The sequence below is a fragment of the Phocaeicola sp. GP0067 genome (assembly GCF_031119655.1).
Classification (GTDB): Bacteria; Bacteroidota; Bacteroidia; order Bacteroidales; family Bacteroidaceae; genus Phocaeicola; species Phocaeicola vulgatus.
Genome location: NZ_JAVHZY010000007.1, coordinates 147030 through 170818, shown reverse-complemented (window position 1 = coordinate 170818; position 23789 = coordinate 147030). Strand labels below are relative to the sequence as shown.

22 protein-coding genes, 1 tRNA gene and 1 pseudogene are annotated in these 23789 nt (G+C 42.1%); 8 read left to right on the top strand and 16 right to left on the bottom strand.

Annotated elements, in window-relative coordinates; all coding sequences use genetic code 11:
• Positions 1 to 20: 20 nt before the first annotated feature.
• The 3 genes from RE317_RS08180 to RE317_RS08170 form a co-directional block, all read right to left on the bottom strand.
• Positions 21 to 473, bottom strand: a complete 453-nt coding sequence (locus RE317_RS08180) for a DUF4293 domain-containing protein (protein ID WP_005846634.1) — start codon at positions 471 to 473, stop codon at positions 21 to 23.
• Between the two features lie 249 nt (positions 474 to 722).
• The gene (locus tag RE317_RS08175) at positions 723 to 1058 is read right to left on the bottom strand and encodes a DNA-directed RNA polymerase subunit omega (protein ID WP_005846636.1); all 336 of its coding nucleotides are present in this window, start codon (positions 1056 to 1058) and stop codon (positions 723 to 725) included.
• Between the two features lie 16 nt (positions 1059 to 1074).
• Positions 1075 to 1911, bottom strand: coding sequence for an outer membrane protein assembly factor BamD (locus RE317_RS08170; RefSeq protein ID WP_005853238.1), 837 nt, complete (start codon positions 1909 to 1911; stop codon positions 1075 to 1077).
• A gap of 165 nt (positions 1912 to 2076) precedes the next feature.
• On the opposite strand from RE317_RS08170, the gene uvrB reads away from it, so the two are divergent.
• Positions 2077 to 4110 (top strand): excinuclease ABC subunit UvrB, encoded by a 2034-nt coding sequence (gene uvrB, locus RE317_RS08165; protein WP_117829605.1) that lies wholly within the window; start codon positions 2077 to 2079, stop codon positions 4108 to 4110.
• A 166-nt stretch (positions 4111 to 4276) separates the two neighbouring features.
• On the opposite strand, the gene RE317_RS08160 is transcribed toward uvrB, so the two are convergent.
• From RE317_RS08160 to RE317_RS08150, 3 genes are all read right to left on the bottom strand, one after another.
• Entirely contained in the window at positions 4277 to 5290 is a 1014-nt protein-coding gene (locus tag RE317_RS08160) for a porin (protein WP_008668638.1), read from the bottom strand.
• 190 nt (positions 5291 to 5480) lie between these two features.
• On the bottom strand, positions 5481 to 6083 hold the full coding sequence (locus RE317_RS08155; RefSeq protein WP_005846644.1) for a YigZ family protein: 603 nt from the start codon (positions 6081 to 6083) through the stop codon (positions 5481 to 5483).
• A gap of 33 nt (positions 6084 to 6116) precedes the next feature.
• The gene (locus RE317_RS08150) at positions 6117 to 6605 is read right to left on the bottom strand and encodes a 3'-5' exonuclease (RefSeq protein ID WP_005846646.1); all 489 of its coding nucleotides are present in this window, start codon (positions 6603 to 6605) and stop codon (positions 6117 to 6119) included.
• 198 nt (positions 6606 to 6803) lie between these two features.
• On the opposite strand from RE317_RS08150, the gene RE317_RS08145 reads away from it, so the two are divergent.
• Complete coding sequence (locus tag RE317_RS08145) at positions 6804 to 9023, top strand: patatin-like phospholipase family protein (protein WP_008781510.1); 2220 nt, start codon at positions 6804 to 6806, stop codon at positions 9021 to 9023.
• Here the strand turns inward: RE317_RS08145 and uxuA are convergent.
• From uxuA to RE317_RS08110, 7 genes are all read right to left on the bottom strand, one after another.
• On the bottom strand, positions 9006 to 10184 hold the full coding sequence (gene uxuA, locus RE317_RS08140; protein ID WP_008668632.1) for a mannonate dehydratase: 1179 nt from the start codon (positions 10182 to 10184) through the stop codon (positions 9006 to 9008). The two genes, RE317_RS08145 and uxuA, sit on opposite strands and share 18 nt — an antisense overlap.
• A 57-nt stretch (positions 10185 to 10241) precedes the next feature.
• The gene (gene pulA / locus RE317_RS08135; protein WP_008668630.1) at positions 10242 to 12236 is read right to left on the bottom strand and encodes a type I pullulanase; all 1995 of its coding nucleotides are present in this window, start codon (positions 12234 to 12236) and stop codon (positions 10242 to 10244) included.
• Positions 12237 to 12240: 4 nt separating this feature from the next.
• On the bottom strand, positions 12241 to 12810 hold the full coding sequence (gene ruvC / locus RE317_RS08130; protein WP_005846654.1) for a crossover junction endodeoxyribonuclease RuvC: 570 nt from the start codon (positions 12808 to 12810) through the stop codon (positions 12241 to 12243).
• A complete protein-coding gene (locus RE317_RS08125) occupies positions 12807 to 13112 on the bottom strand; it encodes a DUF4286 family protein (RefSeq protein WP_005846656.1) in 306 nt (101 codons plus the stop codon). Before RE317_RS08125 ends, ruvC begins: the two co-directional genes overlap by 4 nt.
• A 62-nt stretch (positions 13113 to 13174) precedes the next feature.
• Positions 13175 to 13248 (bottom strand) — tRNA-Ala (locus RE317_RS08120).
• 654 nt (positions 13249 to 13902) lie between these two features.
• A complete protein-coding gene (locus RE317_RS08115) occupies positions 13903 to 14112 on the bottom strand; it encodes a hypothetical protein (protein ID WP_005846900.1) in 210 nt (69 codons plus the stop codon).
• A 168-nt stretch (positions 14113 to 14280) separates the two neighbouring features.
• On the bottom strand, positions 14281 to 14595 hold the full coding sequence (locus RE317_RS08110) for a hypothetical protein (protein ID WP_005846898.1): 315 nt from the start codon (positions 14593 to 14595) through the stop codon (positions 14281 to 14283).
• A gap of 246 nt (positions 14596 to 14841) precedes the next feature.
• Between RE317_RS08110 and RE317_RS08105 the strand changes: the two genes are divergently transcribed.
• Both RE317_RS08105 and RE317_RS08100 read left to right on the top strand, forming a co-directional pair.
• Positions 14842 to 15324, top strand: a complete 483-nt coding sequence (locus RE317_RS08105) for a PepSY-like domain-containing protein (protein ID WP_008666953.1) — start codon at positions 14842 to 14844, stop codon at positions 15322 to 15324.
• A 211-nt stretch (positions 15325 to 15535) separates the two neighbouring features.
• Positions 15536 to 17200: a long-chain fatty acid--CoA ligase gene (locus RE317_RS08100; protein WP_005846895.1), complete on the top strand. Its 1665-nt coding sequence runs from the start codon at positions 15536 to 15538 to the stop codon at positions 17198 to 17200.
• A 209-nt stretch (positions 17201 to 17409) separates the two neighbouring features.
• Here the strand turns inward: RE317_RS08100 and lipB are convergent, their stop codons facing one another.
• Together lipB and RE317_RS08090 are read right to left on the bottom strand one after the other, a co-directional pair.
• A complete protein-coding gene (lipB, locus tag RE317_RS08095) occupies positions 17410 to 18060 on the bottom strand; it encodes a lipoyl(octanoyl) transferase LipB (RefSeq protein ID WP_032939326.1) in 651 nt (216 codons plus the stop codon).
• A 66-nt stretch (positions 18061 to 18126) separates the two neighbouring features.
• Positions 18127 to 18351, bottom strand: a pseudogene (locus RE317_RS08090) (GNAT family N-acetyltransferase); the annotation flags it as partial.
• Between the two features lie 212 nt (positions 18352 to 18563).
• Between RE317_RS08090 and RE317_RS08085 the strand changes: the two are divergent.
• Both RE317_RS08085 and RE317_RS08080 read left to right on the top strand, forming a co-directional pair.
• On the top strand, positions 18564 to 19265 hold the full coding sequence (locus RE317_RS08085) for a phosphohydrolase (protein WP_005846890.1): 702 nt from the start codon (positions 18564 to 18566) through the stop codon (positions 19263 to 19265).
• Entirely contained in the window at positions 19262 to 19810 is a 549-nt protein-coding gene (locus tag RE317_RS08080) for a hypothetical protein (RefSeq protein ID WP_005847724.1), read from the top strand. The genes RE317_RS08085 and RE317_RS08080 overlap by 4 nt, the downstream gene beginning before the upstream one ends.
• Before the next feature lie 87 nt (positions 19811 to 19897).
• On the opposite strand, the gene RE317_RS08075 is transcribed toward RE317_RS08080, so the two are convergent.
• The gene (locus RE317_RS08075) at positions 19898 to 22111 is read right to left on the bottom strand and encodes a cation-translocating P-type ATPase (protein ID WP_008781508.1); all 2214 of its coding nucleotides are present in this window, start codon (positions 22109 to 22111) and stop codon (positions 19898 to 19900) included.
• A gap of 178 nt (positions 22112 to 22289) precedes the next feature.
• Between RE317_RS08075 and RE317_RS08070 the strand changes: the two genes are divergently transcribed.
• Both RE317_RS08070 and rsmG read left to right on the top strand, forming a co-directional pair.
• Complete coding sequence (locus RE317_RS08070) at positions 22290 to 23138, top strand: DUF3298 and DUF4163 domain-containing protein (RefSeq protein ID WP_008667004.1); 849 nt, start codon at positions 22290 to 22292, stop codon at positions 23136 to 23138.
• A 20-nt stretch (positions 23139 to 23158) separates the two neighbouring features.
• Positions 23159 to 23788 (top strand): 16S rRNA (guanine(527)-N(7))-methyltransferase RsmG, encoded by a 630-nt coding sequence (rsmG, locus tag RE317_RS08065; RefSeq protein WP_008667006.1) that lies wholly within the window; start codon positions 23159 to 23161, stop codon positions 23786 to 23788.
• Position 23789 lies beyond the last annotated feature (1 nt).

Sequence of the window (23789 nt, the reverse complement as noted above, 5' to 3'; positions counted from 1 at the left end):
TACATAATAATTCCCTCAGCTTATCTCAAACGGTCGTATGCTTTAACCAATACCTCATCCTTACCAATGGCGCGGATGGCAAGCCAATTCAAAATGATGGCAACCAACGGCAGACACACAGTCCATGAAGGAGAAAATGTCATAGACTCTTCTTTCAACATAAAAATAAAAGTGACCAATGTGGCATAATACCCGATCAACAAAATGGTGCTGAAAATAGTCAGACGGATTTGCAACATGCGTTTTTTGAACAAGAAGATAGTGCCGAAAGCAAGAACCGCAACAACCAGCAAAATCACAAACAAGGCCCATGGAGCATAATCTTTAGTACCATCCGCCATAGTAAGACACAGATTTGTTAAAGCGGAAACACTATAATCACTTCCTATGTATGAGCCTACGGGACTACACAGGCAAATAATAATCAAAATGGTAACAACAAGTAAATAAACAGATTGAATGCGTTGTATCATAGTCTCTTTAATTTTAATCATACAACCCGTCATTCTAAACGCAGTGAAAAACCTGAAAACACAAAGTGAATGGTTATCAGATTCCTCACTGCGTTCAGCATAACAGGGCTAATATAATGTGAGGTGCATCAAAATGTACCACAGATTACTCAGATTGATACAGTTTCCACACGAAACGACTCATGTTTCAAAATAGAACGATCTGCGTAACCTGCGGTAAAGACCTTTTGCACAGCCCCAAATGAAAAATCACTGTAGTTTCTCTTTTTCTTTAGCAGGATTACGGAAATAAACCTTGCCTTCTTCATATTCCTGAGCAGCGATCAATGTCGGTTTCGGAAGTTTTTCGTAATAACGTGAGATTTCGATCTGCTCTCTATTTTCAAAGACTTCTTCCAGGTTATCGTTGTATGAGGCAAACTCCTGCAATTTCTTTGAAAGATCATTCTTCATCTCAACACTAATCTGGTTGGCACGTTTGCCAATGATAGCAACAGTTTCATAAATGTTACCTGTGTCTGCACATAAATCCATCATGTCACGGGTAACAGTATTACTTGGAGCGTTTGTCTTTTTGTAATCCATAATTTCTTATTTAGTTTTATTCATTAAATTCTTTTACGTACTTATTGGCATCCTTGTAGATGCTCTCCACTTCTTTAGTATACTTGCTGTCGGGAAACTCGTTCTTGAAAGAATAATATTCATCTATCGTTTCACGCATACGCTCTTCTTTCTTTTCTTCCACGCTCGCTTTCGCCATATCATATTTGGCACGCAAGACCAGGATAGAAAGATCTTCGCGCATCTTGGTATAGGGATAGTCTTTCAAAGCATTCTGGGCGGTAACGATGCAAGACAAATAGTTGTTACCGGTAGTGCTATAAGTACTGTTTCCTGTATAAGAGCCCAAATCATAATACAATTTCGCAGCCAGATAGTCTTTCATCACCAGCTTGTCCTGCAAATCAAAAATCATTTGCTGTGCATCCTGCCGACGGCTACTGGTAGGGAAATATTCCATAAACATCTGCAACTCCTGAATAGCTTTATAGGTGCTCGACTGGTCCAAACGAGGCTCCGGAGTATCCAGGAACAATGCTTTTCCTGAAAAATATCTGGCCTGTTCCGTATAGACCCCACGCGGATAAGTATTATAATAAGTGGTGAAATAATGCGAAGCTGTGATGAAGTCACCCTGATTATAGTAGGTCATACCCAACATATAAAGTGATTCCTCAGCCTTATCCGTTCCCTTCATAATGGTAATCAATTCCTCCAGAATGGTGGCCGCCTTAGTATTCTGCCCTTTGCCAAAGTAACTTTTGGCCGCTTCGTACTTGTATTCGTAGTCCGTGCTTTTTAAAACTTTGTTATACTCTCCACAAGACGTTAGAACCGTACCGGAGACAAGAGCTATAATGATATATTTTTTCATCTTATTCAAATAATTGCGCAAATTTACGCCTTTCCACCGAATAATGCAATATTTCCATGTTTTTAAATGCTAAAAAGTCGACAAGAGTCTATTTTTTAGAGATGAATAGATAATATCTAAGGAAATAACTGTATTTTTACATCTCATTAAACCAAACATGCTATTATGAATTTTGAATTGATTTCCGAATACCAACCCACCGGCGACCAACCGGAAGCTATCGCCCAGCTGACCGAAGGGGTGCTGGAAGGAGTCCCCGCACAAACTTTATTGGGGGTCACCGGGTCCGGCAAGACTTTCACGATTGCAAATGTAATTAAAAACATCAATAAGCCCACCTTGATATTAAGCCATAACAAAACATTGGCAGCCCAGTTATACGGAGAGTTCAAGAGTTTCTTTCCCAATAATGCTGTGGAATACTATGTATCTTATTATGACTATTACCAGCCGGAAGCATACTTGCCGTCCAGCGACACCTATATAGAAAAGGATCTGGCCATTAATGAAGAGATTGACAAATTGCGGCTGGCTGCCACCTCTGCCCTGCTGTCGGGACGGAAGGACGTGGTGGTGGTGTCTTCCGTGTCCTGCATCTACGGTATGGGGAACCCGTCGGATTTCTATAATAACGTAATCGAGATAAAAAAAGGCAAACTGCTGGACAGGAATGTATTTTTACGCCGCTTGGTGGACAGCCTGTATGTGCGTAACGACATAGAACTGAATCGCGGGAATTTCCGCGTAAAAGGTGACACGGTAGACATTTACCTGGCATATAGCGACAATCTCCTCCGGGTTATGTTTTGGGACGATGAAATTGATGCCATTGAAGAGATAGACCCTGTTTCGGGAATCCGTCTGGCAACTTTTGATGAATACAAAATTTATCCGGCCAATCTTTTTATGACCACCAAAGAGAGCCAGTTGAGAGCTATTCATCAGATTGAGGACGACTTGACGAAAGAGGTGGCCAAATTCGAGGAGGAAGGAAAAATGTATGAGGCGAAACGACTCTATGAGCGCGTGACATACGATATGGAGATGATTCGCGAACTGGGGCATTGTTCGGGCATAGAAAATTATTCCCGCTACTTTGACGGGCGTAATGCAGGTACCCGTCCTTACTGTCTGCTGGACTTCTTTCCGGATGATTTCCTGATTGTAATAGACGAAAGCCATGTCAGCGTACCGCAAATACGTGCCATGTATGGTGGTGACCGGGCCAGAAAAACCAATTTGGTGGAATATGGTTTCCGGATGGAGTCGGCTTTTGACAACCGTCCTCTAAAATTTGAAGAGTTCAAGGAACTGGCCAAACAAGTGATTTATGTCAGTGCCACACCTGCCGATTATGAATTGGTGGAAAGTGAAGGCATTATCGTTGAACAGGTTATCCGTCCTACCGGATTGCTGGACCCGGTAATTGAAGTACGCCCCAGTCTGAATCAGATTGACGACCTGATGGAAGAGATACAGCAACGTATCGAGAAAGAAGAACGTGTACTGGTGACCACGCTTACCAAACGCATGGCAGAAGAATTGACCGAATATCTGCTGCGCAATGACATCCGCTGCAACTACATCCACAGCGATGTGGACACTTTAGAACGCGTCAAGATTATGGATGAATTACGTCAGGGCGTTTATGATGTACTGGTGGGTGTGAATTTGCTTCGTGAAGGTCTGGACTTGCCTGAAGTGTCTTTGGTAGCCATTCTGGATGCAGACAAAGAAGGGTTCCTCCGCTCCCACCGTTCTCTGACCCAGACAGCAGGACGCGCCGCCCGCAATATCAATGGAAAAGTAATCATGTATGCAGACCGCATGACGGACAGCATGAAAAAAACGATAGACGAAACCAACCGCCGTCGTGAAAAACAGCTGGCATATAACGAAGAGCATGGAATCACCCCCAAACAGATACAGCGTGCGCGGAATGCTGCCTTGTTGGGCAACAACAGCAACGAAGTTGCCGGAACCACTCAAGGTCCCAAGGCATACATCGAGCCATCTTCCGATACAACGGCTGCCGACCCGATTGTTCAGTATATGACCAAGCCACAGATGGAGAAAACGATAGAACGTACCCGGAAACTGATGCAGGAAGCTGCCAAGAAGCTGGAATTTATAGAAGCTGCACAATACAGGGATGAGCTGCTGAAACTGGAAGATATGATGAAAGAGAGATGGGGATAGGCTTGTCTCCTTGGCGGAAGAAGGCGCACTGCCTGTCGAGGAAAAGCCTGTTACCCGAAGAAATATCACGGATATGCCGGTGAGTTCCGGAATAAAGGCAGGGATGGAAAAGGAAAAGACAAGAAGGACAAACAGCAAAAAAGCAGGGAGTGTCCCCCTGCTTTTTTCAGAACCGTACCATTAATTCCATCACAAACTTGTCTTGTTCGGACTCTTTTGCCAAAGATAGTTTATCATAGAAATATTTCTCGTAATTAAGACGCAAATCCGCTTGAAAAGCCTTTCCAAAGCTTAATGTCACACCTCCAGTCACACGCTGGCGGGAATAATCGGTAATGTAAAGCTTACCATCTTCATCCGCATTACCGTTACTATGATCTCCCATACTGTCATAACGTCCTAGAAATGAAATTTTCCGGAACAGGCCTTTCTTGATAAACAAGTCGTAATTGACAAAGGCGTTGAAAGCATGTACATCATCAAATGAGTTTTTCGCATAAGTTTTATAAAGGTATTCGGCTTCTATATGCCAATTATCAAACTCGTAGTAAGTACCGATATCATACATATAAATGCTGATTTTATCGGGATGTATTTTCTGGGTACTCAAAGTCAAGTTATAATTTTTCCACGGCATCAATTGAAGCTTAACAGAATAATTCAACGTGTTGTGCCACTCTTTCTGATTGGTGAGTCCGGAGCCGTTGAACAGTCCGCCTTCCAGTTTCAACGGCAGTCCCTCCTTTAAAGAGAAAGCTCCGGTAGCACCCACATCACGCACATTCCCCACCTGTTTGGCTATGAACGAACGATTGGCAAAATATTGTTGGTGGGGAGATCGATGAGCGTCTATGGTGAAAGGCACACGCATCTGTCCTAGTGTGACATTCCATGTATCATTGGGGACAAAGCGGGCATATGCATCCAGCATCTTGATGCTTCCCTCATCGGACAAGTCTATTTCAGCTTTATAAGCAATTACCGGAAGAACCTTCCCGTCCAGACTGACACGGGCGTTACGTACCTGGAACCGTTGCATTCCGTTAGTGGTTTGAAGTTCATATTTACCGCGGATCGTTCCATGTACTTCCGGCAGATATTCTTTAGGAATAGTCAGCTGTGCGGAAGCAGTTGCAATACTCAGCATTGTAAAAGCAGACGCTACAAGTGTATTTCTCATTTTTATTAATGTGACTTTCTTTGTTTACGGCTGCAAAGATATAGGTTCGGTATATCTGTAATATTTCATCCATATTACAAATATGTTTCATTTGATATGGGGAAGACATTTTACAGCCACATTCCGTATTCTTCTCATCTGCTGTGAACGCAGTGAATATGGCCCCAAAAATATCGACGTACCGACAGAGTTATTCAATAATACGGGCAGTTTCCACCTTCTCCAGACGTGCACGGAGTTTTCCCATCATGGATTTACGTATCCGGAGCCTCATCAGGCAATCCATATCATATGATTGCTCCAAGATGGCAGGCTCGTCTTCTTTCACAATGCGCATGATATCATTCATAAAAGGATATTCAAAGGATACGGTGATTTCTTCATCCACTGTTCTTTCCACTATATCAGCAGCAGCTATTGCTTCGGCAGCGGCTGCCTTGTAAGCGACAATCAGTCCGCTGGTTCCCAATTTTATACCTCCAAAGTAACGGACCACTATAATAAGGATATCCGTCAGCTCATTGGAATTTATTTGCCCCAAAATAGGCTTTCCTGCGGTACCCGAAGGCTCTCCGTTATCATTTGCCCTGAAATCCTTCCTTTCATGCCCCAGCATATAAGCGTAACACACATGGCGGGCATCGTAATATTTCTTCTGATACGTGTCAAGATGCTGCTTTATTTCCTCTATGGTACGTACCGGAATGGCAATAGCTATAAATTTACTCCGTTTCTCCGTATATATGCCTTCGGCAATGTCTGTAATGGTTTTATAAGTATCTTCTTGTATCATGGGTTTCAGAAATCATAAATCTTTTATTATAACTCACAGAATCTGTCTGGCAATCCATGCACACGCCTCAGCATCAGCCAGCGCATGATGGTGATTCTCCAATTCAAAACCAAAAAAACCGGCCACCGTATGTAACTGGTGGTTTCTCAACCCTTTCAGCTTCCGGGAAGCCTGATAGGTACAATAAAAGTCATAATCAGGATAATCCATACAATAAGTACGGAACACGGCTTTCAAACACCCCTCATCAAAGGCTTTGTTATGCGCAACCAGCGGAAGCCCCTCTATTTTAGGGGCAACCTGCTTCCATACTTCCGAAAAAACAGGAGCATGGGCAGTATCTTCCTGTGTCAATCCATGAATACGGGTGTTCCAATACAAATAGTAATCCGGTTCGGGATGAACGAGGCTGTAGAACCGGTCGGCTATCTCACCATTTCTCACAATAACCACCCCTACACTACATATGCTGGTACGTTCATTATTTGCCGTCTCGAAGTCTATTGCTGCAAAATTATCCATACTTTTTTTCGTTACACAGACAAAGGTACGACAAAAAAGCGATATACAAAATTCTTTTTTCCGGTACAATTCCCTATCTTTGAAACCTCAGCAGCAAAATAGACCAATATCTATGACAATCAGCACTTGTGAAAGCTGAAAGATTAGACCATCTTTGCACTGTTTTTGTTTTTTAACTTAAACTAGATTTATAGTAAAATGAAAAAAATGAAATTCCCGACCCTGTTAATAGCAGCAGGGTTACTTTGTATCTCCGTTCACACAACGGCCCAACCTGGTCCCCGAAAAAAAGTGGGCGTTGTTCTCAGCGGCGGAGGAGCCAAAGGAATGGCACATATAGGTGCTTTGAAAGTTATAGAAGAAGCGGGTATCCCTATAGATTACGTGGTAGGGACCAGTATGGGCTCCATTATAGGCGGACTTTATTCCATCGGTTATACTCCTGAACAGATGGATAGCATGGTTCGCCGGCAGGATTGGTCCTTTCTGCTGAGTGACAAAATACCACGCAGCGAACAGAATATGGCGGAACGGGAGGCTTCCGAAAAATATGTATTTTCCCTGCCATTCGGTAAAAATGCCAAAACGCAAGCCGTAGGAGGATTGATAAAGGGACAGAACCTGGCAAACCTGTTCAGTGAGCTGACCGTAGGATATCATGATTCCATCGATTTCAACAAGTTACCTATTCCCTTCGCCTGTGTTTCCGAAAATATTGTAAATGGCAACGAGGTAAATTTTCACAAAGGTGTATTGGCTACGGCCATGCGGGCCAGTATGGCCATACCGGGAGTATTCACTCCGGTCCGGCTGGACAGTATGGTTCTAGTGGATGGAGGTGTGGTAAACAACTACCCTGTAAATGTAGCGCGTGCCATGGGGGCGGACATTATTATAGGAGTGGATGTTCAAAATGACTTGAAACCCGCCAACGAACTGAATAGCACCGGCAGTATCTTGGGGCAACTCATCAATTTAATGGGACTGGAACTTTATAAAAAGAATCTGAAAGAAACCGATACATATATAAAGGTGGATGTGGAGGGGTATTCTGCCGCCAGTTTCACCCCCAGTGCGGTGGACACACTGATTCGTCGGGGAGAAGAAGCGGCATTGGCACAAAAAAACTCCTTGATAAAGTTGAAGCAGGAACTGGGGCTGGACAGTACCTATATGCCGAAACCCCTTCCCAGCTATCCGTACTCCCCCAACCGCAAAGTGTATATAAAAGAAATCACCTTTGACGGATTGGACGAAAAAGACAAACGGTGGCTGTTGAAGCGCTGTGATTTGAAAGAAGACTCCGAAATAAGCCTTCGCCGCATAGAAGAAGCAACAGCCATACTATGCTCCAATCTGGAATATTCCAGCGCCACTTACAATCTGCCCGAAGCCCCCGGCGGAGGTTATAACCTGCATTTTCTTTTAAGCAAGAAATATGAGAATAAGCTGAACGTAGGAATCCGTTTTGATTCGGAAGAAACAGCCAGTCTGCTCATTAATGTCACCAGCAATTTCCGGGGAAAAGTACCCACTACGCTGTCACTGACAGGACGATTGGGCAAACGTTATGCCGCCCGCATAGATTATGGATTCGAACCGGCTCCATTGAAGAACATCGGACTGGCATATATGTTCCAGTACAATGATATAAACTTTTACCATCATGGAGATAAATCACATAACTCTACCTACCGCTATCATTTGGGAGAATTATCCTTTTCGGATGTTTGGTACAAAAACATACGCTTTGCCGTGGGGCTGAGGTATGAATTATATGACTACGACAAATTCCTATACCAGGAAGGGAACCAAGGTTTTGACGTAGGAACAGAACACTTCTTCAGCTATTTCGCACAAATGCATTACGAAACTTTCGACAAGGCATATTTCCCTACCAAAGGCATATCAGCACGAGCGTCCTATTCACTTTATACGGATAATTTCACCAAATATGACGACCACGCTCCTTTCTCTGCCATAAAAGGCTATTGCCAGGGAGTGATTCCCGTTACACGCAGATTCTCCATACTGCCTGCCATATACGGACGTTTTCTGATAGGGAAAGATATTCCTTACTCCAAACTCAATGCGATGGGGGGGGATGTGCAAGGACGTTTCCTGCAACAGCAACTACCATTTGTCGGGATAAACAATGTGGAATTAACAAAGAATGCGTTACTGATAGGAAGCATGAAATTCCGCCAACGGATGGGAAGTGTGCATTATCTGACGTTAACGGGCAATTATGCGCTGAGTGCAAGCAAGCTGAGGTACCTGTTGGAACAGGATACCATGTTCGGCTGTGGTATAGGCTACGGTTTGGATAGTATGTTCGGCCCCTTAGAGGCATCAATAAACTATGCAAACCGAGCCAATAAAGTGAGTATGTACGTCAATCTAGGATTTAAGTTTTGATTCCTCGTTGATAACCGCCATCATGCCTTCTATCTGAGCCAAGGCCATCATACGGCCATGAAACGAATAACCCGGGTTGTATCCTTTGCCGGCATCATCCAGCATCATGCGCCCATGATCCACACGCATCGGGACACCCGGACGTTCTTTTTCAAAAATACGGATCAACTCTATCACATGAGCACGCCCTCCCAAATGAGATGCTTCTATAAAATTCCCGTTGGGAAACGCATTGGTACTGCGCAAATGTACAAAATGAGTGCGGTGTGCAAACATACGTGCCAACAAAGGTACATTGTTATGCAATCCGGCGCTGAGCGAACCGGCACAGAATGTCAGCCCGTTATGCGGGTTATCAACCGCATGGAGAAGCCAGTTGATATCTTCCTCACCGGTCACAATACGCGGCAAGCCCAATACCTGGAAAGGGGGATCGTCCGGATGGATGCACATATTTATACCGTACTCATCACACACCGGCATGACAGCCTGCAAGAAATAACGTAAGTTTTCACGCAGGGCATCACGGTCTATCCCATCATACAAAGACAAAAGACGGCGGAATATGGTTACCGGATACCGGTCTCCCTCCTTTATATTACCATTTACAAATCCCTGCGTCTTGACTATAATGGTATCGACCAATTCGTTTTTCTCGGCTTCGGTTATAGTCTTATCCAATTCACGCACCTGTTGTAATTCCAAATCGGTATAGTCTTTCTCCGCCCCTTCACGCTGAAGAATCATACAGTCAAAATAGGCGAACCGGATCTTGTCAAAGTACAAAGAACTGGTTCCGTCCTCCCAAGGATGTTCCAAATCGGTACGTATCCAATCAATGACAGGCATGAAGTTATAGCATACGGTCTTGATACCCGCTTTACCTAGGTTGGCAAGGCTTACTTTGTAGTTTTCTATCAATTGATCCCGTTCAGGACCGGCATATTTGATAGCTTCACTTACCGGCAGGCTTTCTACCACCGACCAGCGCAATTGGTGAGATTCAATGTAATCTTTTAAACTTTTGATAGCTTCCAAAGCCCAGATTTCACCGTTAGGTACATCGTGAAGGGCGGTCACGATTCCTTCCACCCCGATTTGCCTAAGCATGGGAAGCGTTATCTTATCTTTCTTCCCAAACCATCTCCATGTCTTTTCCATTCGTATTATGTGTTTTAGTCTGTATGACAAAGTCTTTATTAATCTTCTTTGAGCCTTCTATTGATGTATAATCATGGCAGAACGTGCCGGTACCATAAGCTCATCACCTGAAACCTGTCCCAAGCCTTTCATGTTTATTTTACCATCCTTACAGATTACAGTGTATTTACCCGACGGAATGTCCAGCTTGACAGGCTCTGCACGGCTGTTCAAAGCCACGATGATATTTTTCCATGAGTCACCATTTGCATTGTCTTTCAAGATAAAGGCAACCACATTCGTATTTTCTACAGGTAAAAACTCCAATTGCCTACGTACCATATCGGCATCCCCCATACGAAAAGCGGGATGTGCTTTACGCATAGCTATTAAACCTTTCACATATTCGAACACATCTTTGTGTGCGGTCTTATTTTTCCAATCTATCGTATTAATACTGTCAGGACTATTATAAGAATTATGAACTCCTTTCTTGTCACGCATCATCTCATCCCCTGCAAATATAAACGGTACTCCTTGTGAAGTAAAGACAAATGTTTCCGCTAACTTCTGCAAAGCCGCCAGTTCCTCTACCGAAGCATCCGGCATGGTAGCTTTCAGACGGTCGGCAAGGCACATGTCATCGTGGCAACTTACATAACTTATCATCTGGGTAGGTTGTAAAGCCCAAGGTTTCTTACTATAATTCACAGAATCACTTATAACCTGCGGATGTTCGATAGCTCCCACAATTCCAAATTTGATACTCATTTCGTGTCCTGGCTCCCCTACTAGAAAAGCTCCTTTAGTATCATCATCCCAACCACCTCGCAATCCATCACGCATTTCATCTGAGAAAGCGGCGATACGGGGCATCTTTTCCACATTGGCTTTCATCGCCAGTCTGTCTGCCTCTAATTGAGGAGAACTGGCAGCCCATCCTTCACCATACATAAAAATAGACGGATCTATTTTATCAATAGCCGCACGTATCTCATTCATGGTTTCAATATCATGTATCCCCATCAAGTCAAAACGAAAGCCGTCTATGTGATATTCATTAATCCAATATAAAATAGATTCTATCATATATTTACGCATCATGGCGCGGTCGCTTGCCGTTTCATTTCCACATCCCGAACCATTTGCCCATTGCCCGTCCTTCGTCTGGCGATAGAAATAACCGGGAACCGTACGTTCGAAATTGCTTTCGTCTGTATTGAAGGTGTGATTATACACCACATCAAGCACCACTCTGATTCCCGCCTTATGTAAAGCTTGTACCATTTGTTTGAATTCCCTGATACGGACATCGGGTTTATAAGGATCTGTAGAATAAGAACCGTCAGGCACATTGTAATTTTGCGGATCATACCCCCAATTATATTGGGCCTTGTCCAGTTTTGTTTCATCCACCGAGGCATAATCATACGACGGCAATAAGTGCACGTGGGTAATTTCCAATTCTTTCAGATGGTCAATACCTGTCTTCTCGCCTGAAGAACTGGTAGTACCCTGCTCCGTCAAAGCCAGGAACTTGCCTTTATTTTGAATTCCGGAAACAGAATCCAAAGAGAAATCGCGATGATGCATCTCATAAACCGTAATATCAGCATAATTCTTCAAAGGAGGACGCACATCGTTCTCCCATCCTTCCGGATCTGTAGAACGAAGATCAAGCACAGCTGCCCGCTTACCATTTACCCCTACGGCTTTTGCCATAATTCCCGGAGTGTCTCCTAACCATTTCCCGTTTACCTTCACATTAAAGGTATAGAATTTACCCTTCAGATCCTCTTTTATTGAAATATTCCAAGTACCATTCTCTCCCATCTCCATTGGAAAAGTATTAGAAGCTGAACCTTCATTACCCGATTCAAATAAAAGGACACGCACCTCTTCCGCTGTAGGAGCCCAAAGTGAAAACTTGGTTTCGGCAGGCGAGTACTCCATTTCAGTCAGCGCATCTTCACGGACAGGATATTCATCAAACGAATTATATTCTTTTTTCACAGACTGACAACTAATAGTAGTAGAAACAATTGATGCCCAAATAACATGTCTCACATTCATAATCTTATCTTTTTATTTTATCAGGATTCTTATTTATAAAATCTTTCCAGCCGGAATATTCTTTAGTCAATGTCGGTCTGCCCATTTGTAAATAATGACAATAAGCAGCCGCCAACCCATCTGTTGCATCCATAAAAGGCAGCATATCACTCTCCGGTATATGTAACATCCTTTTCAACATATCAGCGACCTGTTCCTTGCTGGCTTGCCCATTACCGGTTATCGCCATCTTTATCTTCAACGGCGCATATTCTGTTATAGGAATATCACGGCTCAAAGCAGCAGCCATAGCCACTCCCTGTGCCCTCCCTAATTTTAACATCGACTGCACATTTTTTCCAAAAAAAGGCGCCTCAATAGCTAACTCATCAGGTAAATAAGCTTCTATTATACCAACCACCCGTTCAAAAATACGGCGCAGTTTTAAATAATGGTCACCATATTTACGAAGATCAATGACCCCCATAGTCATTACCTGCGGTTTAGTACCTACTACTTTCAGCAGGCCATACCCCATTATGGTTGTTCCAGGATCTATACCCAGAATGATTTTCTCTTTTACCGGCTGAATCACTTAATCACCTCCATCAAAGTGGGAAAGCCAACCACCTTATCTTTAAATATCTTCATCATTTCCTCATTCAGATGCATCCCTTGCTGAGTATGCCAACGATGCAAGGCCGCTGTATCTTCCACCTCCCATTGCAATGAAAAACATTCTGAATCCTGCTCTTTGTGACTAAGGATGTGCGTAAGACGGGGATTTTGCAATATTCCCGTCTTTTCCACTTCGGGAATATAGCTTTCACTAAGCCAAATGACAAAATTACGCGCATCGTCAATGCCTGTTTGATAAGTTGTATTATAAATTAACATATCTATAGTCTTTAAATTAAAAAAGGCCTGCTTCGCAGACCTTCATTTTATCATTAAAAAAGTGGAGCATGCGAGACTCGAACTCGCCACCTTTAGACTGCCAGTCTAACGCTCTAGCCAGATGAGCTAATACCCCGAGAAATAATAACGATGCAAAGATACATAGAAAATCAATAATACAAAGCTTTTGGGAAAGTTTTTTTCTCATGTAAACAAAAAATTTATTTGCCACTTTTACTCCAAAGAGTTACTGTTGCGTGAAATTGTTAACCAATAGCTGACCAAGTTTAATAGCATAACAAGCGGATAACCCCGATTTGTGACAAGTCGGAGCTATCTAAATCATAAGTTAAAAGTTATTATGAAAAATCATTGTTGTATCAATACTATACCCCATCGGCATAATAACAGTCACAATAGTTACACGAACACCAAAGGGATCCCCACAGAAAGCTTCATTGGGAATACGGTGTATTTAGCTATGAATAACAACTATATGTCAAGAATGGATAGGATCGGAAAAAAGTCATACTGAAGCATCTTAGTAAAAGAACAATCATCGTCCTATCAAGTGCTACCCGGCATTATCTATATCAGTCCGGCAAAAGCATGAAAGGAGAAATATACCGAATATCCTAGAAGAGAAAGAAATATTCATGTCCGCCAATAACAAATCCACCACAAATACAACCAAGGGTTGCTGCTATTAACGGCTACGTACCATTTCAATTACAGCACTGTATTTCATAATTCTATGATTGGCAAGGCAAAAAAAGATGTAAAAATTGCATTAAACCTCCTCTATCGGCTTGGACCAAACTTCCTCTTTCGTTTCTTTACACATTACGGAAATAGTTCCTCCAACAAAATCCTTCACATATCCTTTGCGTTCAGCCAACATATCTTCCGCCATTCTAATGGCCTTAGCCTTATCTTTCAATGAAAATCCTTTATTAGCAAAATCATTACCTTCTTTAAAATATATATCATAAGTTTCCATTGTATCACCTTTTTAAATTTGAGTGGCAAAGATAAAACCTACAATTATTATGCACAAGAGATTTCTTAATTATTTTTCGAATATCGTCAAGAAACAATTTAACTAAAAAAATTCCCGACTTATCACAAGCCGGGAATTCATGTAAAAGCACTATTATAAATATACTAACTATTGCAAAATTTTACCATCTTCACCTAAGAACAATGTCTGTTCATGAGCATCACTTGTCAACACATTAATTTTATAAATACGGCTTCCATCAATGCCATAGGCCATAAAAGCCTGCTTTATCATAGCACCTTCCAGTGCAAGCCTGTCCATCACAGCTTCCGGCACATCATTCATATAGATTTCCGAGAAAACCAACTTCTTAGATTGTTGAGGCTTTTCCACTACCGGAACCTCTACCGGAGCCGCTTGAGCAAAAGAAACAGACACGCCTAAAGTCATCACTAATACCAATGTTACTAATACCTTTTTCATAATTACTTTATTTTTTATTCATTTTTACCGACAACAATAAAACAAGAAGCGTGCCACAAATCTGCTCATTTTAATATCTAACTAAAAATCAACCACATACATATACGCTTTTTCATTTCAGGAGTGTAGATTCCTGTTGACAACACCACAAAAGTGTGGAAAAAATCCACAAAATCAGGTTTTATACCGGCGAACAAAAAGTATAGCCAAGCTGTTTTATCAACCTCATCAAAACATTTAAATACCATGAAGAAGAGATGTTATTCTATATGTATAATATTATGGGTACTGATCACCACCTTGTCTGCTACCTCTCCCACTACATTTCATATAGCACTGAAAAAGATATATCCACATGCCACAAACGTAAGCTGGAGCCAACAAGGGAATTATTATGTGGCCTCTTTTACCCAAAATGGTTTTGAAAAAGAAGTATGGATGAACGGTAATGCCCAATGGGTAATGACTAATACCGATTTACAAACTACAGATCAACTGACACCTAACGTATATAATGATTTTACATTGAGTCCATACGCCATGTGGACTGCCACCAATGTAAATCTCATAGAATTTCCTAAACGAACCACTCTGTACGTAATTACTGTTAACCTAAACAATTCGTCGGCCACCAAACAATTATTCTACACACTGAATGGCAGGCTATTGCAAACACGTGACGTCAGTTATATCAATCCTACATTATCCCCCGGAATCTTTGAATTCTAATACTATTATGACTGAACAAATAACATTTCCGGAAAAGGGACACATCAACAATTGGCAAACGATTATAAACTAGCATTTTAAAGTAAAATAATAAAAGAATCTACATTTTCAGGGCGTTAAATTAATGTAAAAAACTGTTTCATTTCCCATCCCCCTTACCTCATTTTACTACTTTTGCGCACACTCAGCCTATAAATGTGCAAAAGTTATCATGGAACTAGAACAGAGTTTTATTGCTCTTATCGAGCAAAGTATAAAAACAAATTGGTATTTAAACGCTCTTACAGACTATAAAGGCATCACATTACAATACAGAGATGTGGCCCGTAAAATAGAGAAAATACATATCTTGCTGGAAAATGCCGGCATTGAGAAGGGAGATAAAATAGCCATCTGCGGGCGTAATAGCGCTCATTGGACAGTAACTTACCTTGCCGTCATCACCTATGGTGCCGTAGTAGTACCTATCCTACATGAATTCAAAGCCGATCAGGTACACAATATTGTAAACCACTCTGAAGCCCGCCTGTTGTTCGTAGGCGATCAGATATGGGAGAACTTGAATGAAGCAGCCATGCCTCATTTGGAAGGTATCATAGAATTGAAAGATTTCGGTGTACCCGTATCCCGTTCGGAAAAACTGGCTTATGCCCGCGACCATCTGAATGAGATATTCGGGCACAAATTCCCTTGCAGATTTCGTCCCGATGATATTTCTTATGAAAAAGAAAAATCAGAAGACCTGGCCATCATTAATTACACTTCAGGTACTACCGGATATTCCAAAGGCGTAATGCTGCCTTATCGTAGCATACTCTCCAACGTGCTCTACTGTAAAGAAAAAATAGGTCTGAAAGCAGGTGACAGCGTCGTATCCATGTTACCTTTGGGACACGTATTCGGCATGACTTTCGATTTTCTTTACGGTTTCACAGCAGGCGCCCATCTATGGTTTCTTACCCGCATGCCATCGCCCAAAATCATAGCCGAATCATTTGCGGAAATCCGCCCGCGCGTCATAGCCTGCGTGCCACTGATTGTGGAAAAAATATTCAAGAAAAATATTCTTCCCAAGGTAGACAACAAATTAGGTAAACTGCTATTACATGTTCCCATCATCAGCGATAAGATAAAAGAACTTATCAAGCAGAAGGCGATGGAAGTTTTCGGCGGAAATTTCATCGAAATCATCATCGGAGGGGCTCCTTTCAATGCCGAAGTGGAAGCCTTTCTAAAAATGATAGATTTCCCATACACCATTGCATACGGAATGACTGAATGTGGTCCCATCATCTGCCATAGTCATTGGACAGAACTGAAACTGGCATCTTGCGGAAAAGTTGCCGCACGTATGGAAGCCAAGGTACTGTCTCCTAACCCATCAGCCATTGCGGGTGAACTGGTATGCCGTGGAGCCAACCTGATGTTGGGCTATTATAAGAACGAGGAAGCGACACGGCAAGTCATTGATACTGAAGGATGGTTGCATACAGGCGATATGGCGACAATAGACGAAGACGGAAATGTTTTTATCAAAGGACGTTGCAAAAACCTGTTACTCACTTCTTCCGGACAAAACATTTATCCGGAAGAAATAGAGTCCAAGCTAAACAATATGCCATACGTGTCAGAGTCACTGATTATTCTGCAACAAGACAAACTGGTGGGCCTAATCTATCCGGATTCCGATGATGCTTTTGCTCACGGCTTGAGCCAATCAGACCTTGTACGGGTAATGGAAGAAAACCGCCTTGAACTGAACAAACAATTACCGGCATTTTCCCAAATAGCCCGCTTCAAGCTATATCCTGAGGAATTTGAAAAAACAGCCAAGAAAAGTATCAAGCGCTTCTTGTACCAAGATATAAAAGAATAAATCAAAAAAAGCTCTCTTCATAATATGAAGATGTATCAAAAGTAAAATGGCGTATCATTTTGCCAGTAGGGGCAAGGTTCGCTCGCCCAAAAATAGTTTGCTTATGCATTTGGGCAGGCAAACCCTGCCCCTACAGTTGACAACATGATAACACAATCGGACTTTTAATCCCTCCGCCCCGTATGTATAAATCCACACATACGGTATAACTACAAAAGTTCAGATAATTCGTTCTGCAAACGTCCTGCCACTTCTTCCATAGGCACTTCGCACCCCAATTCTTTCTGTAATGAAGTAACCCCTTTATCCATGAATCCGCAAGGATGGATATAACTGAAATAGCGCAAATCCGTATTTACATTCAGCGCCAATCCATGCATTGTCACAAAATGACTGCTTCTCACTCCTATTGCACAAATTTTCCGTTCCTGCGGAGTTCCCGCGGCCAGCCATACTCCGGTCGCTCCCTTCACTCGCCCGGCCTCAATGCCATAAGATGCGCAGACCCTGATCACCGCTTCTTCCAACACATGAATATATTCCTTCAACCCCAAATGATAATCCTCCAAATTCAAGATAGGATAACAAACCAATTGTCCGGGACCATGATAAGTAATATCCCCTCCTCGATCAATATGATAAAGGGTGGCACCAATCATCTTCAATTGTGCCTCTCCCAGCAGCATATTCGTTTCCTTTCCACTCTTGCCTAATGTATAGACATGCGGATGTTCTACAAAAATAATTCTATTCTCATACGTTTTTCCCACTTGTTTAGCTTCCACCATGGCATTAAACAACTCCGTCTGCCGTTTCCAAGCCTCAGAATAGGGAACTAATCCCCAATTTTCAATTTTCATGATACCTCCCAGTTTTAAATGTAAAATAGGATAGGGTTCGCCCGATGCGTCTTTTGCATCCCTGCCAATAACCCGAAATCCAAAATGGCCATAAAAGCCGGACGCTTTCTTATTTTGTTCGTTTACATCGACATAACGTACATGGCAATGCTCCAAAGCATAACGCATCAATTGTTTCCCTATTCCCGTACCTATGGCACGCGGATGAACAAAAAGCATTTCAAGCATAGTCCCATTAATACCCATGAATCCTTCTATACCAGCATTGTCACGAATCATGTAAAGCGGCATACTATGAAGATAAACACTCCATACCAGTGGCTTTAACTTCTGAATATATGCTTCAGGTATGAAATGATAAGTAGCACGCACCGAAGCTTCCCATAAACAGGTCAATTCATCAAAGTCATCGGGCGTAGGTTTAATTATTTGATACATATTACTTTTTTCTGCAAAGGTGGGATAATTATTGTATATTTGCAACCCCAATCAAAAGAAAGAATATGTTGCCGTACATCAATGATTTTCCAATAGAATTCCGCGACTATATCGCAAGTGAAATTATCCCACGATACGCTGGTTTTGACAAAGCACATCGTGTAGATCATGTATTGAAAGTTATAGCAGAAAGCCTCAATTTGTCTCAATATTATGATGTGAGCCGCATGATGGTGTATGTTATTGCCTCTTACCATGACCTGGGACTCTGTGAGGGACGGGAGTTCCACCATCTCATTTCAGGAAAAATACTATGGGCAGACCAGAAGTTAAGGCAATGGTTCCCTGAAGAACATATTTTGATTATGAAAGAGGCTGTAGAAGATCACCGTGCATCCAACAAGCATGTTCCCCGTAGCATTTATGGCAAAATTGTAGCGGAGGCCGACCGCATTATTGATCCGGACATCACCTTGAGACGGACGGTACAATATGGTCTTTCCAACTATCCCGAACTGGACAAAGAAAAACAATACATACGTTTTCTGACACATTTGAAAGAAAAATATGCTGAAGGTGGTTATTTAAGATTATGGATACCTCAATCAGCCAATGCTGCACATCTGCAGGAGTTGAGGCAACTGATAGCCGATGAGGAAGAACTTCATAAAGTATTTGAAAAGATCTATTCACAGGAAACAGAAACGATACAGAATTTAGAAAATATCCCTATATTTGTCCGGAACAAAAAAAATAACAGTATATGAAAAAGCTGGTTCTATCCATTTCTATGTTTCTGATTGCCGCTACTACCTTTGCGCAGTCCGAAGTGGTAACAGATAGTATTCCGCCCATTTCATTGGATGGTTACAAGAATTTTAACGGATTTATGCTGGATATGGGTTCCATGATTATGGCCCCTCCCCCTCTGATAGCCCCGCAACTTTATTATCAGCCTTACAACAATAATGCAATTGCGAATTACAATGAAATATTCCGTCCCAATATGAATATCATTTATGACAGAGGGTCTTACAACCATGTATTTACCCCCATGTATCCGGGAATGGGAATCTATGGATTCGGAACAATGTCAATGCCTCCCACCTTACAAAGTGCAACCTTTAAATTGAAAAACGGATTACACATCACCACATACGGTGAATATGATGCCGACGGGAACAAAGTACGGAATCCAAGCGCATTGCCTTGGGAAAGAAATAATTTCAACGGAGCTTTCGAAATGAAATCGGAGAATGGGAACTTCGGAATACGAATAGAAGTACAAAGAGGAAGAAACAATCCTTTTTGAATTATAAACTAAAAGATAGAAAAATGAAAAGCAGCCATGCAAAACAAAATCTATGCACGGCTGCTTTTTTATTTATTTTTAATTCAATCACAACTTTCTCCAATTCAGGCTCAAGCTGTTCAACACTACACTGACAGAACTACATGCCATGGCAGCACTGGCAATCATCGGGTTAAGCAAGATACCATACAATGGGAACAGAATACCTGCCGCCACCGGAATGCCTATCAAATTATAGATAAACGCCCAGAAAAGATTCTGATGGATCAAACGTACAGTTTTATGGGAAAGTTTAAAAGCTTTGGGTAACAACAACAAATCCGAAGTCATTAACGTAACCATCGCTACATCCATGGCAATATCCGTACCTTTACCCATTGCAATACTTACATCGGCACGTGCCAACGCCTGTGAGTCATTAATGCCGTCACCTACCATAGCTACGACTCTTCCTTCAGCTTGTAATTCTTTAATAACATTCTCCTTATCGACCGGCAAAGCATCCGAAATAAAACGATTCGCATCAATTTCTCCGGCCACATTCTGTGCAGTAAGATGACCGTCACCAGTCAACAACACAATGTACTTTCCACTCTCCTTCAATTGTTTGACCGCTTGTCTGGAAGTATCTTTTATTTTGTCACTAATGGCTATAACCGCCAGCAATGTATTTCCCTCGCCAAAATAAACCAGACTCTTGCCACTCTTCTCATAATCCTCCACCATCCCTTTCAACAAGTCGGAAATTCCCGCTCCAAAATCTTTCAGTAACCGATGGCTTCCTGCCCAAAAAGTTTTATTTCCACGGGTCACCACAATCCCCCGTCCTGTCCGACTCTCAAAAGAATCAATGAGTGCCGGCTTCTCACCTTCCTTTTTCAAAGCCTCGACAATAGCCAAAGCCAACGGATGTTCCGATTTCAATTCAGCAGCATACAGAATTCCCTTATGCTCGTTCTGCCATCCGGCATCATGCAACCATCCGGTCACCACAGGGCGCCCCTCAGTTACAGTACCCGTTTTATCAAGTACCACTGTATCCACTTTCCGCATCTGCTCCAAGGCTACCGCATCCTTTATCAAAATATGTGATTCGGCCCCTTTACCAATTCCTACCATCAATGCAGTGGGAGTAGCAAGTCCCAAAGCACACGGACAGGCAATAACCAAAACAGACACTGCTGAAAGCATAGCATAAGAAAAGTCATCCGCTCCACCTGCCACTATCCAAACAAGGAAAGTAAAAACAGCCACAGCAAGGACAACAGGAACAAAAACCGCCGTCACTTTATCCACAATACGCTGGACCGGAGCTTTAGACCCCTGTGCTTCCTGCACCATGCGGATAATCTGTGCCAACACCGTATTTTTCCCCACCTTTTGAGCAGTCATAGTAAATGCACCGTTCTGATTGATAGTGCCGGCCAGCACCTTATCACCCTGTTTTTTCTCTACAGGAATAGGTTCACCGCTTATCATGCTCTCATCTATAAAGGTGTTTCCTCCGACAATGACTCCATCCACCGGAATTTGCTCACCGGGACGGACGCTCACCTTATCGCCAACCTGAAGTTCGGCTATCAAGATATCCTCTTCCCTGCCGTCTTTCACCACACGGGCCGTCCGAGGCTGTAATCCCATCAGTTTACGAATAGCTGTGGAAGTTTTTCCTTTTGCTTTCTCTTCCATCAGCTTGCCAACCAATACGAAAGCTATTATAACAGTGGCAGCTTCATAATATACATGAGGTTCCAATCCGCGGCTGTACCAAAATTCGGGATAGAACGTATTAAACAAACTGAACAAAAATGCGATGGAGGTGCTAAGTGCCACCAACGTATCCATATTACTGGTACGCTGAAGCGTCTGTTTCCAGGCATTCATATAGAAAGAACGCCCCGAATATAAAATAACAGGAAGTGAAAGCAACAGCATCCACCAGTTTACTCCCGGAACATTCATCAGAAACATCCCCAAAACAGCTACCGGTAAAGCAAAAATCCAAGCAACGATAGTCTTCCGCTTCAACTGTCCGTAATAAGATTGCTCTGCTTCCTCCTGCTCCTGCACAGAGTTATCCTCATCTATTATCAAATCAAAACCTATTTTCATCACAGCCTCTTTCAGTTGTTGCGGAGACACAATATCCGGATTATAAGTCACCGCCAAAGTAGCCGCCGCCAAATTGACCGATGCATTTTCCACGCCTTCTTGCTTCCTTACAATCTTCTCCACGTTGCCGGCACATGCCGCACAATGCATTCCCGTAACGGGATATAGTTTTTTTGTCATATCGCTCATATTCATTTCTTTACTTATTTATTATAGCTTATCAACGGACAAATTTAGCAAAAAGTTCATGCAATCTTGTTGCAAACAGATAAATATATTTTCGCTTTTTAGATGGACATTTCACGAAGTTATTCTATATTTGTGGAGAAAGTTAGGATAAGTAATCCATGCAAATAAACAAAAAGTTATGAAAAAAAGAAATCTCGTATTGTCTGTTATGACAACTTGCCTTGTATCCTGCTTTTTATTATCGGGATGTAACGGACAAAAACAAATTGATAGTGAAACTGTAAAGACTGTAAAGGTGGAAGAACAAGCCCATTTACAAGATGACACAGTCTCTCCCGCCTGTAAGATTACTATTGATTATAGTTATTTAGCAGAATCTGATGCTGCGGATAGCATAGCACAACGCATCAACCGTACCATACAAGCCCACGTTTTGGGAAAAGAATATATCCGGATGAATCCGGAAGTTGCTGTAGATTCTTTTAAAAATACCTACATTAACAACTACCGCAAAGATGTGAACGAGTTCTATCAGGAAGATATAAAAAATGGAACTCCCAAAGACGAACTTCCCACATGGTACAATTATGAATACGGACTGACCACCCATTTCAGCGAAGGCAAAGAAGGTATTCTGAATTTCATTGCAGAAACTTTTGAATATACAGGCGGGGCACATCCCAACTCATGGAACAAATGGATGAACTTCGAAAAGAATACCGGCAAACTGCTTGCTTTGAAAGATGTATTTATGGCAGGATCGGAAAAACCGATGAGCGACATGTTGCTGGAAAAACTGATAACAGAGATGGCTACCCGTCTGGAAGACAGCTCCATCACCTCACTGGAAGGACTTCAGAATGCAGGCATCTTGAATTCTACCAATATGTACGTACCCGACAATTTCTTGTTAGAAAAGGAAAAAGTATCTTTCCTGTATAACAAATATGATATCGCTCCCTATGCTGTAGGAGTCATCACCCTTTCTTTGCCCTACACATCGGTAGAAAAATATATGATACATTAAATAACGATTTTAAGTATAGAATGGAATTAATACTGAAATATTTCCCTAACCTCAGCGAACAGCAGAAAACACAGTTTGCCGCATTGTATGATTTATATACGGATTGGAATAGCAAAATCAATGTAATCTCACGCAAGGATATCACTAATCTGTACGAACATCATGTATTGCACTCGCTAGGCATAGCCAAAGTGATAAACTTCACCCCTGATACCCAAATTATGGACTTGGGCACAGGGGGCGGTTTCCCGGGTATCCCTTTGGCCATCTTATTCCCTGAAGTCCAATTCCATCTGGTGGACAGTATCGGAAAGAAAGTGAAAGTAGCTACAGAAATAGCCAATGCTATCGGACTGAAGAATGTCACTTTCCGTCATTGCCGCGCCGAAGAAGAAAAAAGGAAATTCGACTTCGTGGTAAGTCGTGCTGTCATGCCTTTGGGCGATCTAATAAAAATTATCCGTAAAAACATCAGACAAGAACAGCATAACGCCCTGCCCAACGGGCTGATTTGTCTGAAAGGCGGAGAGTTGGATCAAGAAACAATGCCCGTGAAGCACAAAACAATGCTTTATGATCTGAAAAATGAATTCACGGAAGATTTTTTTAAAACCAAGAAAGTGGTTTATGTAACCATCAGCGGTTTATAAT

Excerpts from the sequence above, each read along its gene's own strand:
- RE317_RS08170 (WP_005853238.1), bottom strand. The coding sequence starts at position 1,911 with ATGAAAAAATATATCATTATAGCTCTTGTCTCCGGTACGGTTCTAACG.
- RE317_RS08110 (WP_005846898.1), bottom strand. The coding sequence starts at position 14,595 with ATGAAAAAGGTATTAGTAACATTGGTATTAGTGATGACTTTAGGCGTG.
- RE317_RS08085 (WP_005846890.1), top strand. The coding sequence starts at position 18,564 with ATGTTGCCGTACATCAATGATTTTCCAATAGAATTCCGCGACTATATC.
- uvrB (WP_117829605.1), top strand. The coding sequence starts at position 2,077 with ATGAATTTTGAATTGATTTCCGAATACCAACCCACCGGCGACCAACCG.
- pulA (WP_008668630.1), bottom strand. The coding sequence starts at position 12,236 with ATGAATGTGAGACATGTTATTTGGGCATCAATTGTTTCTACTACTATT.
- RE317_RS08160 (WP_008668638.1), bottom strand. The coding sequence starts at position 5,290 with ATGAGAAATACACTTGTAGCGTCTGCTTTTACAATGCTGAGTATTGCA.
- RE317_RS08180 (WP_005846634.1), bottom strand. The coding sequence starts at position 473 with ATGATACAACGCATTCAATCTGTTTATTTACTTGTTGTTACCATTTTG.
- RE317_RS08070 (WP_008667004.1), top strand. The coding sequence starts at position 22,290 with ATGAAAAAAAGAAATCTCGTATTGTCTGTTATGACAACTTGCCTTGTA.
- RE317_RS08080 (WP_005847724.1), top strand. The coding sequence starts at position 19,262 with ATGAAAAAGCTGGTTCTATCCATTTCTATGTTTCTGATTGCCGCTACT.
- RE317_RS08175 (WP_005846636.1), bottom strand. The coding sequence starts at position 1,058 with ATGGATTACAAAAAGACAAACGCTCCAAGTAATACTGTTACCCGTGAC.
- RE317_RS08150 (WP_005846646.1), bottom strand. The coding sequence starts at position 6,605 with ATGGATAATTTTGCAGCAATAGACTTCGAGACGGCAAATAATGAACGT.
- RE317_RS08100 (WP_005846895.1), top strand. The coding sequence starts at position 15,536 with ATGGAACTAGAACAGAGTTTTATTGCTCTTATCGAGCAAAGTATAAAA.
- RE317_RS08145 (WP_008781510.1), top strand. The coding sequence starts at position 6,804 with ATGAAAAAAATGAAATTCCCGACCCTGTTAATAGCAGCAGGGTTACTT.
- RE317_RS08155 (WP_005846644.1), bottom strand. The coding sequence starts at position 6,083 with ATGATACAAGAAGATACTTATAAAACCATTACAGACATTGCCGAAGGC.
- RE317_RS08125 (WP_005846656.1), bottom strand. The coding sequence starts at position 13,112 with ATGTTAATTTATAATACAACTTATCAAACAGGCATTGACGATGCGCGT.
- lipB (WP_032939326.1), bottom strand. The coding sequence starts at position 18,060 with ATGAAAATTGAAAATTGGGGATTAGTTCCCTATTCTGAGGCTTGGAAA.
- RE317_RS08115 (WP_005846900.1), bottom strand. The coding sequence starts at position 14,112 with ATGGAAACTTATGATATATATTTTAAAGAAGGTAATGATTTTGCTAAT.
- rsmG (WP_008667006.1), top strand. The coding sequence starts at position 23,159 with ATGGAATTAATACTGAAATATTTCCCTAACCTCAGCGAACAGCAGAAA.
- RE317_RS08105 (WP_008666953.1), top strand. The coding sequence starts at position 14,842 with ATGAAGAAGAGATGTTATTCTATATGTATAATATTATGGGTACTGATC.
- RE317_RS08075 (WP_008781508.1), bottom strand. The coding sequence starts at position 22,111 with ATGAGCGATATGACAAAAAAACTATATCCCGTTACGGGAATGCATTGT.
- uxuA (WP_008668632.1), bottom strand. The coding sequence starts at position 10,184 with ATGGAAAAGACATGGAGATGGTTTGGGAAGAAAGATAAGATAACGCTT.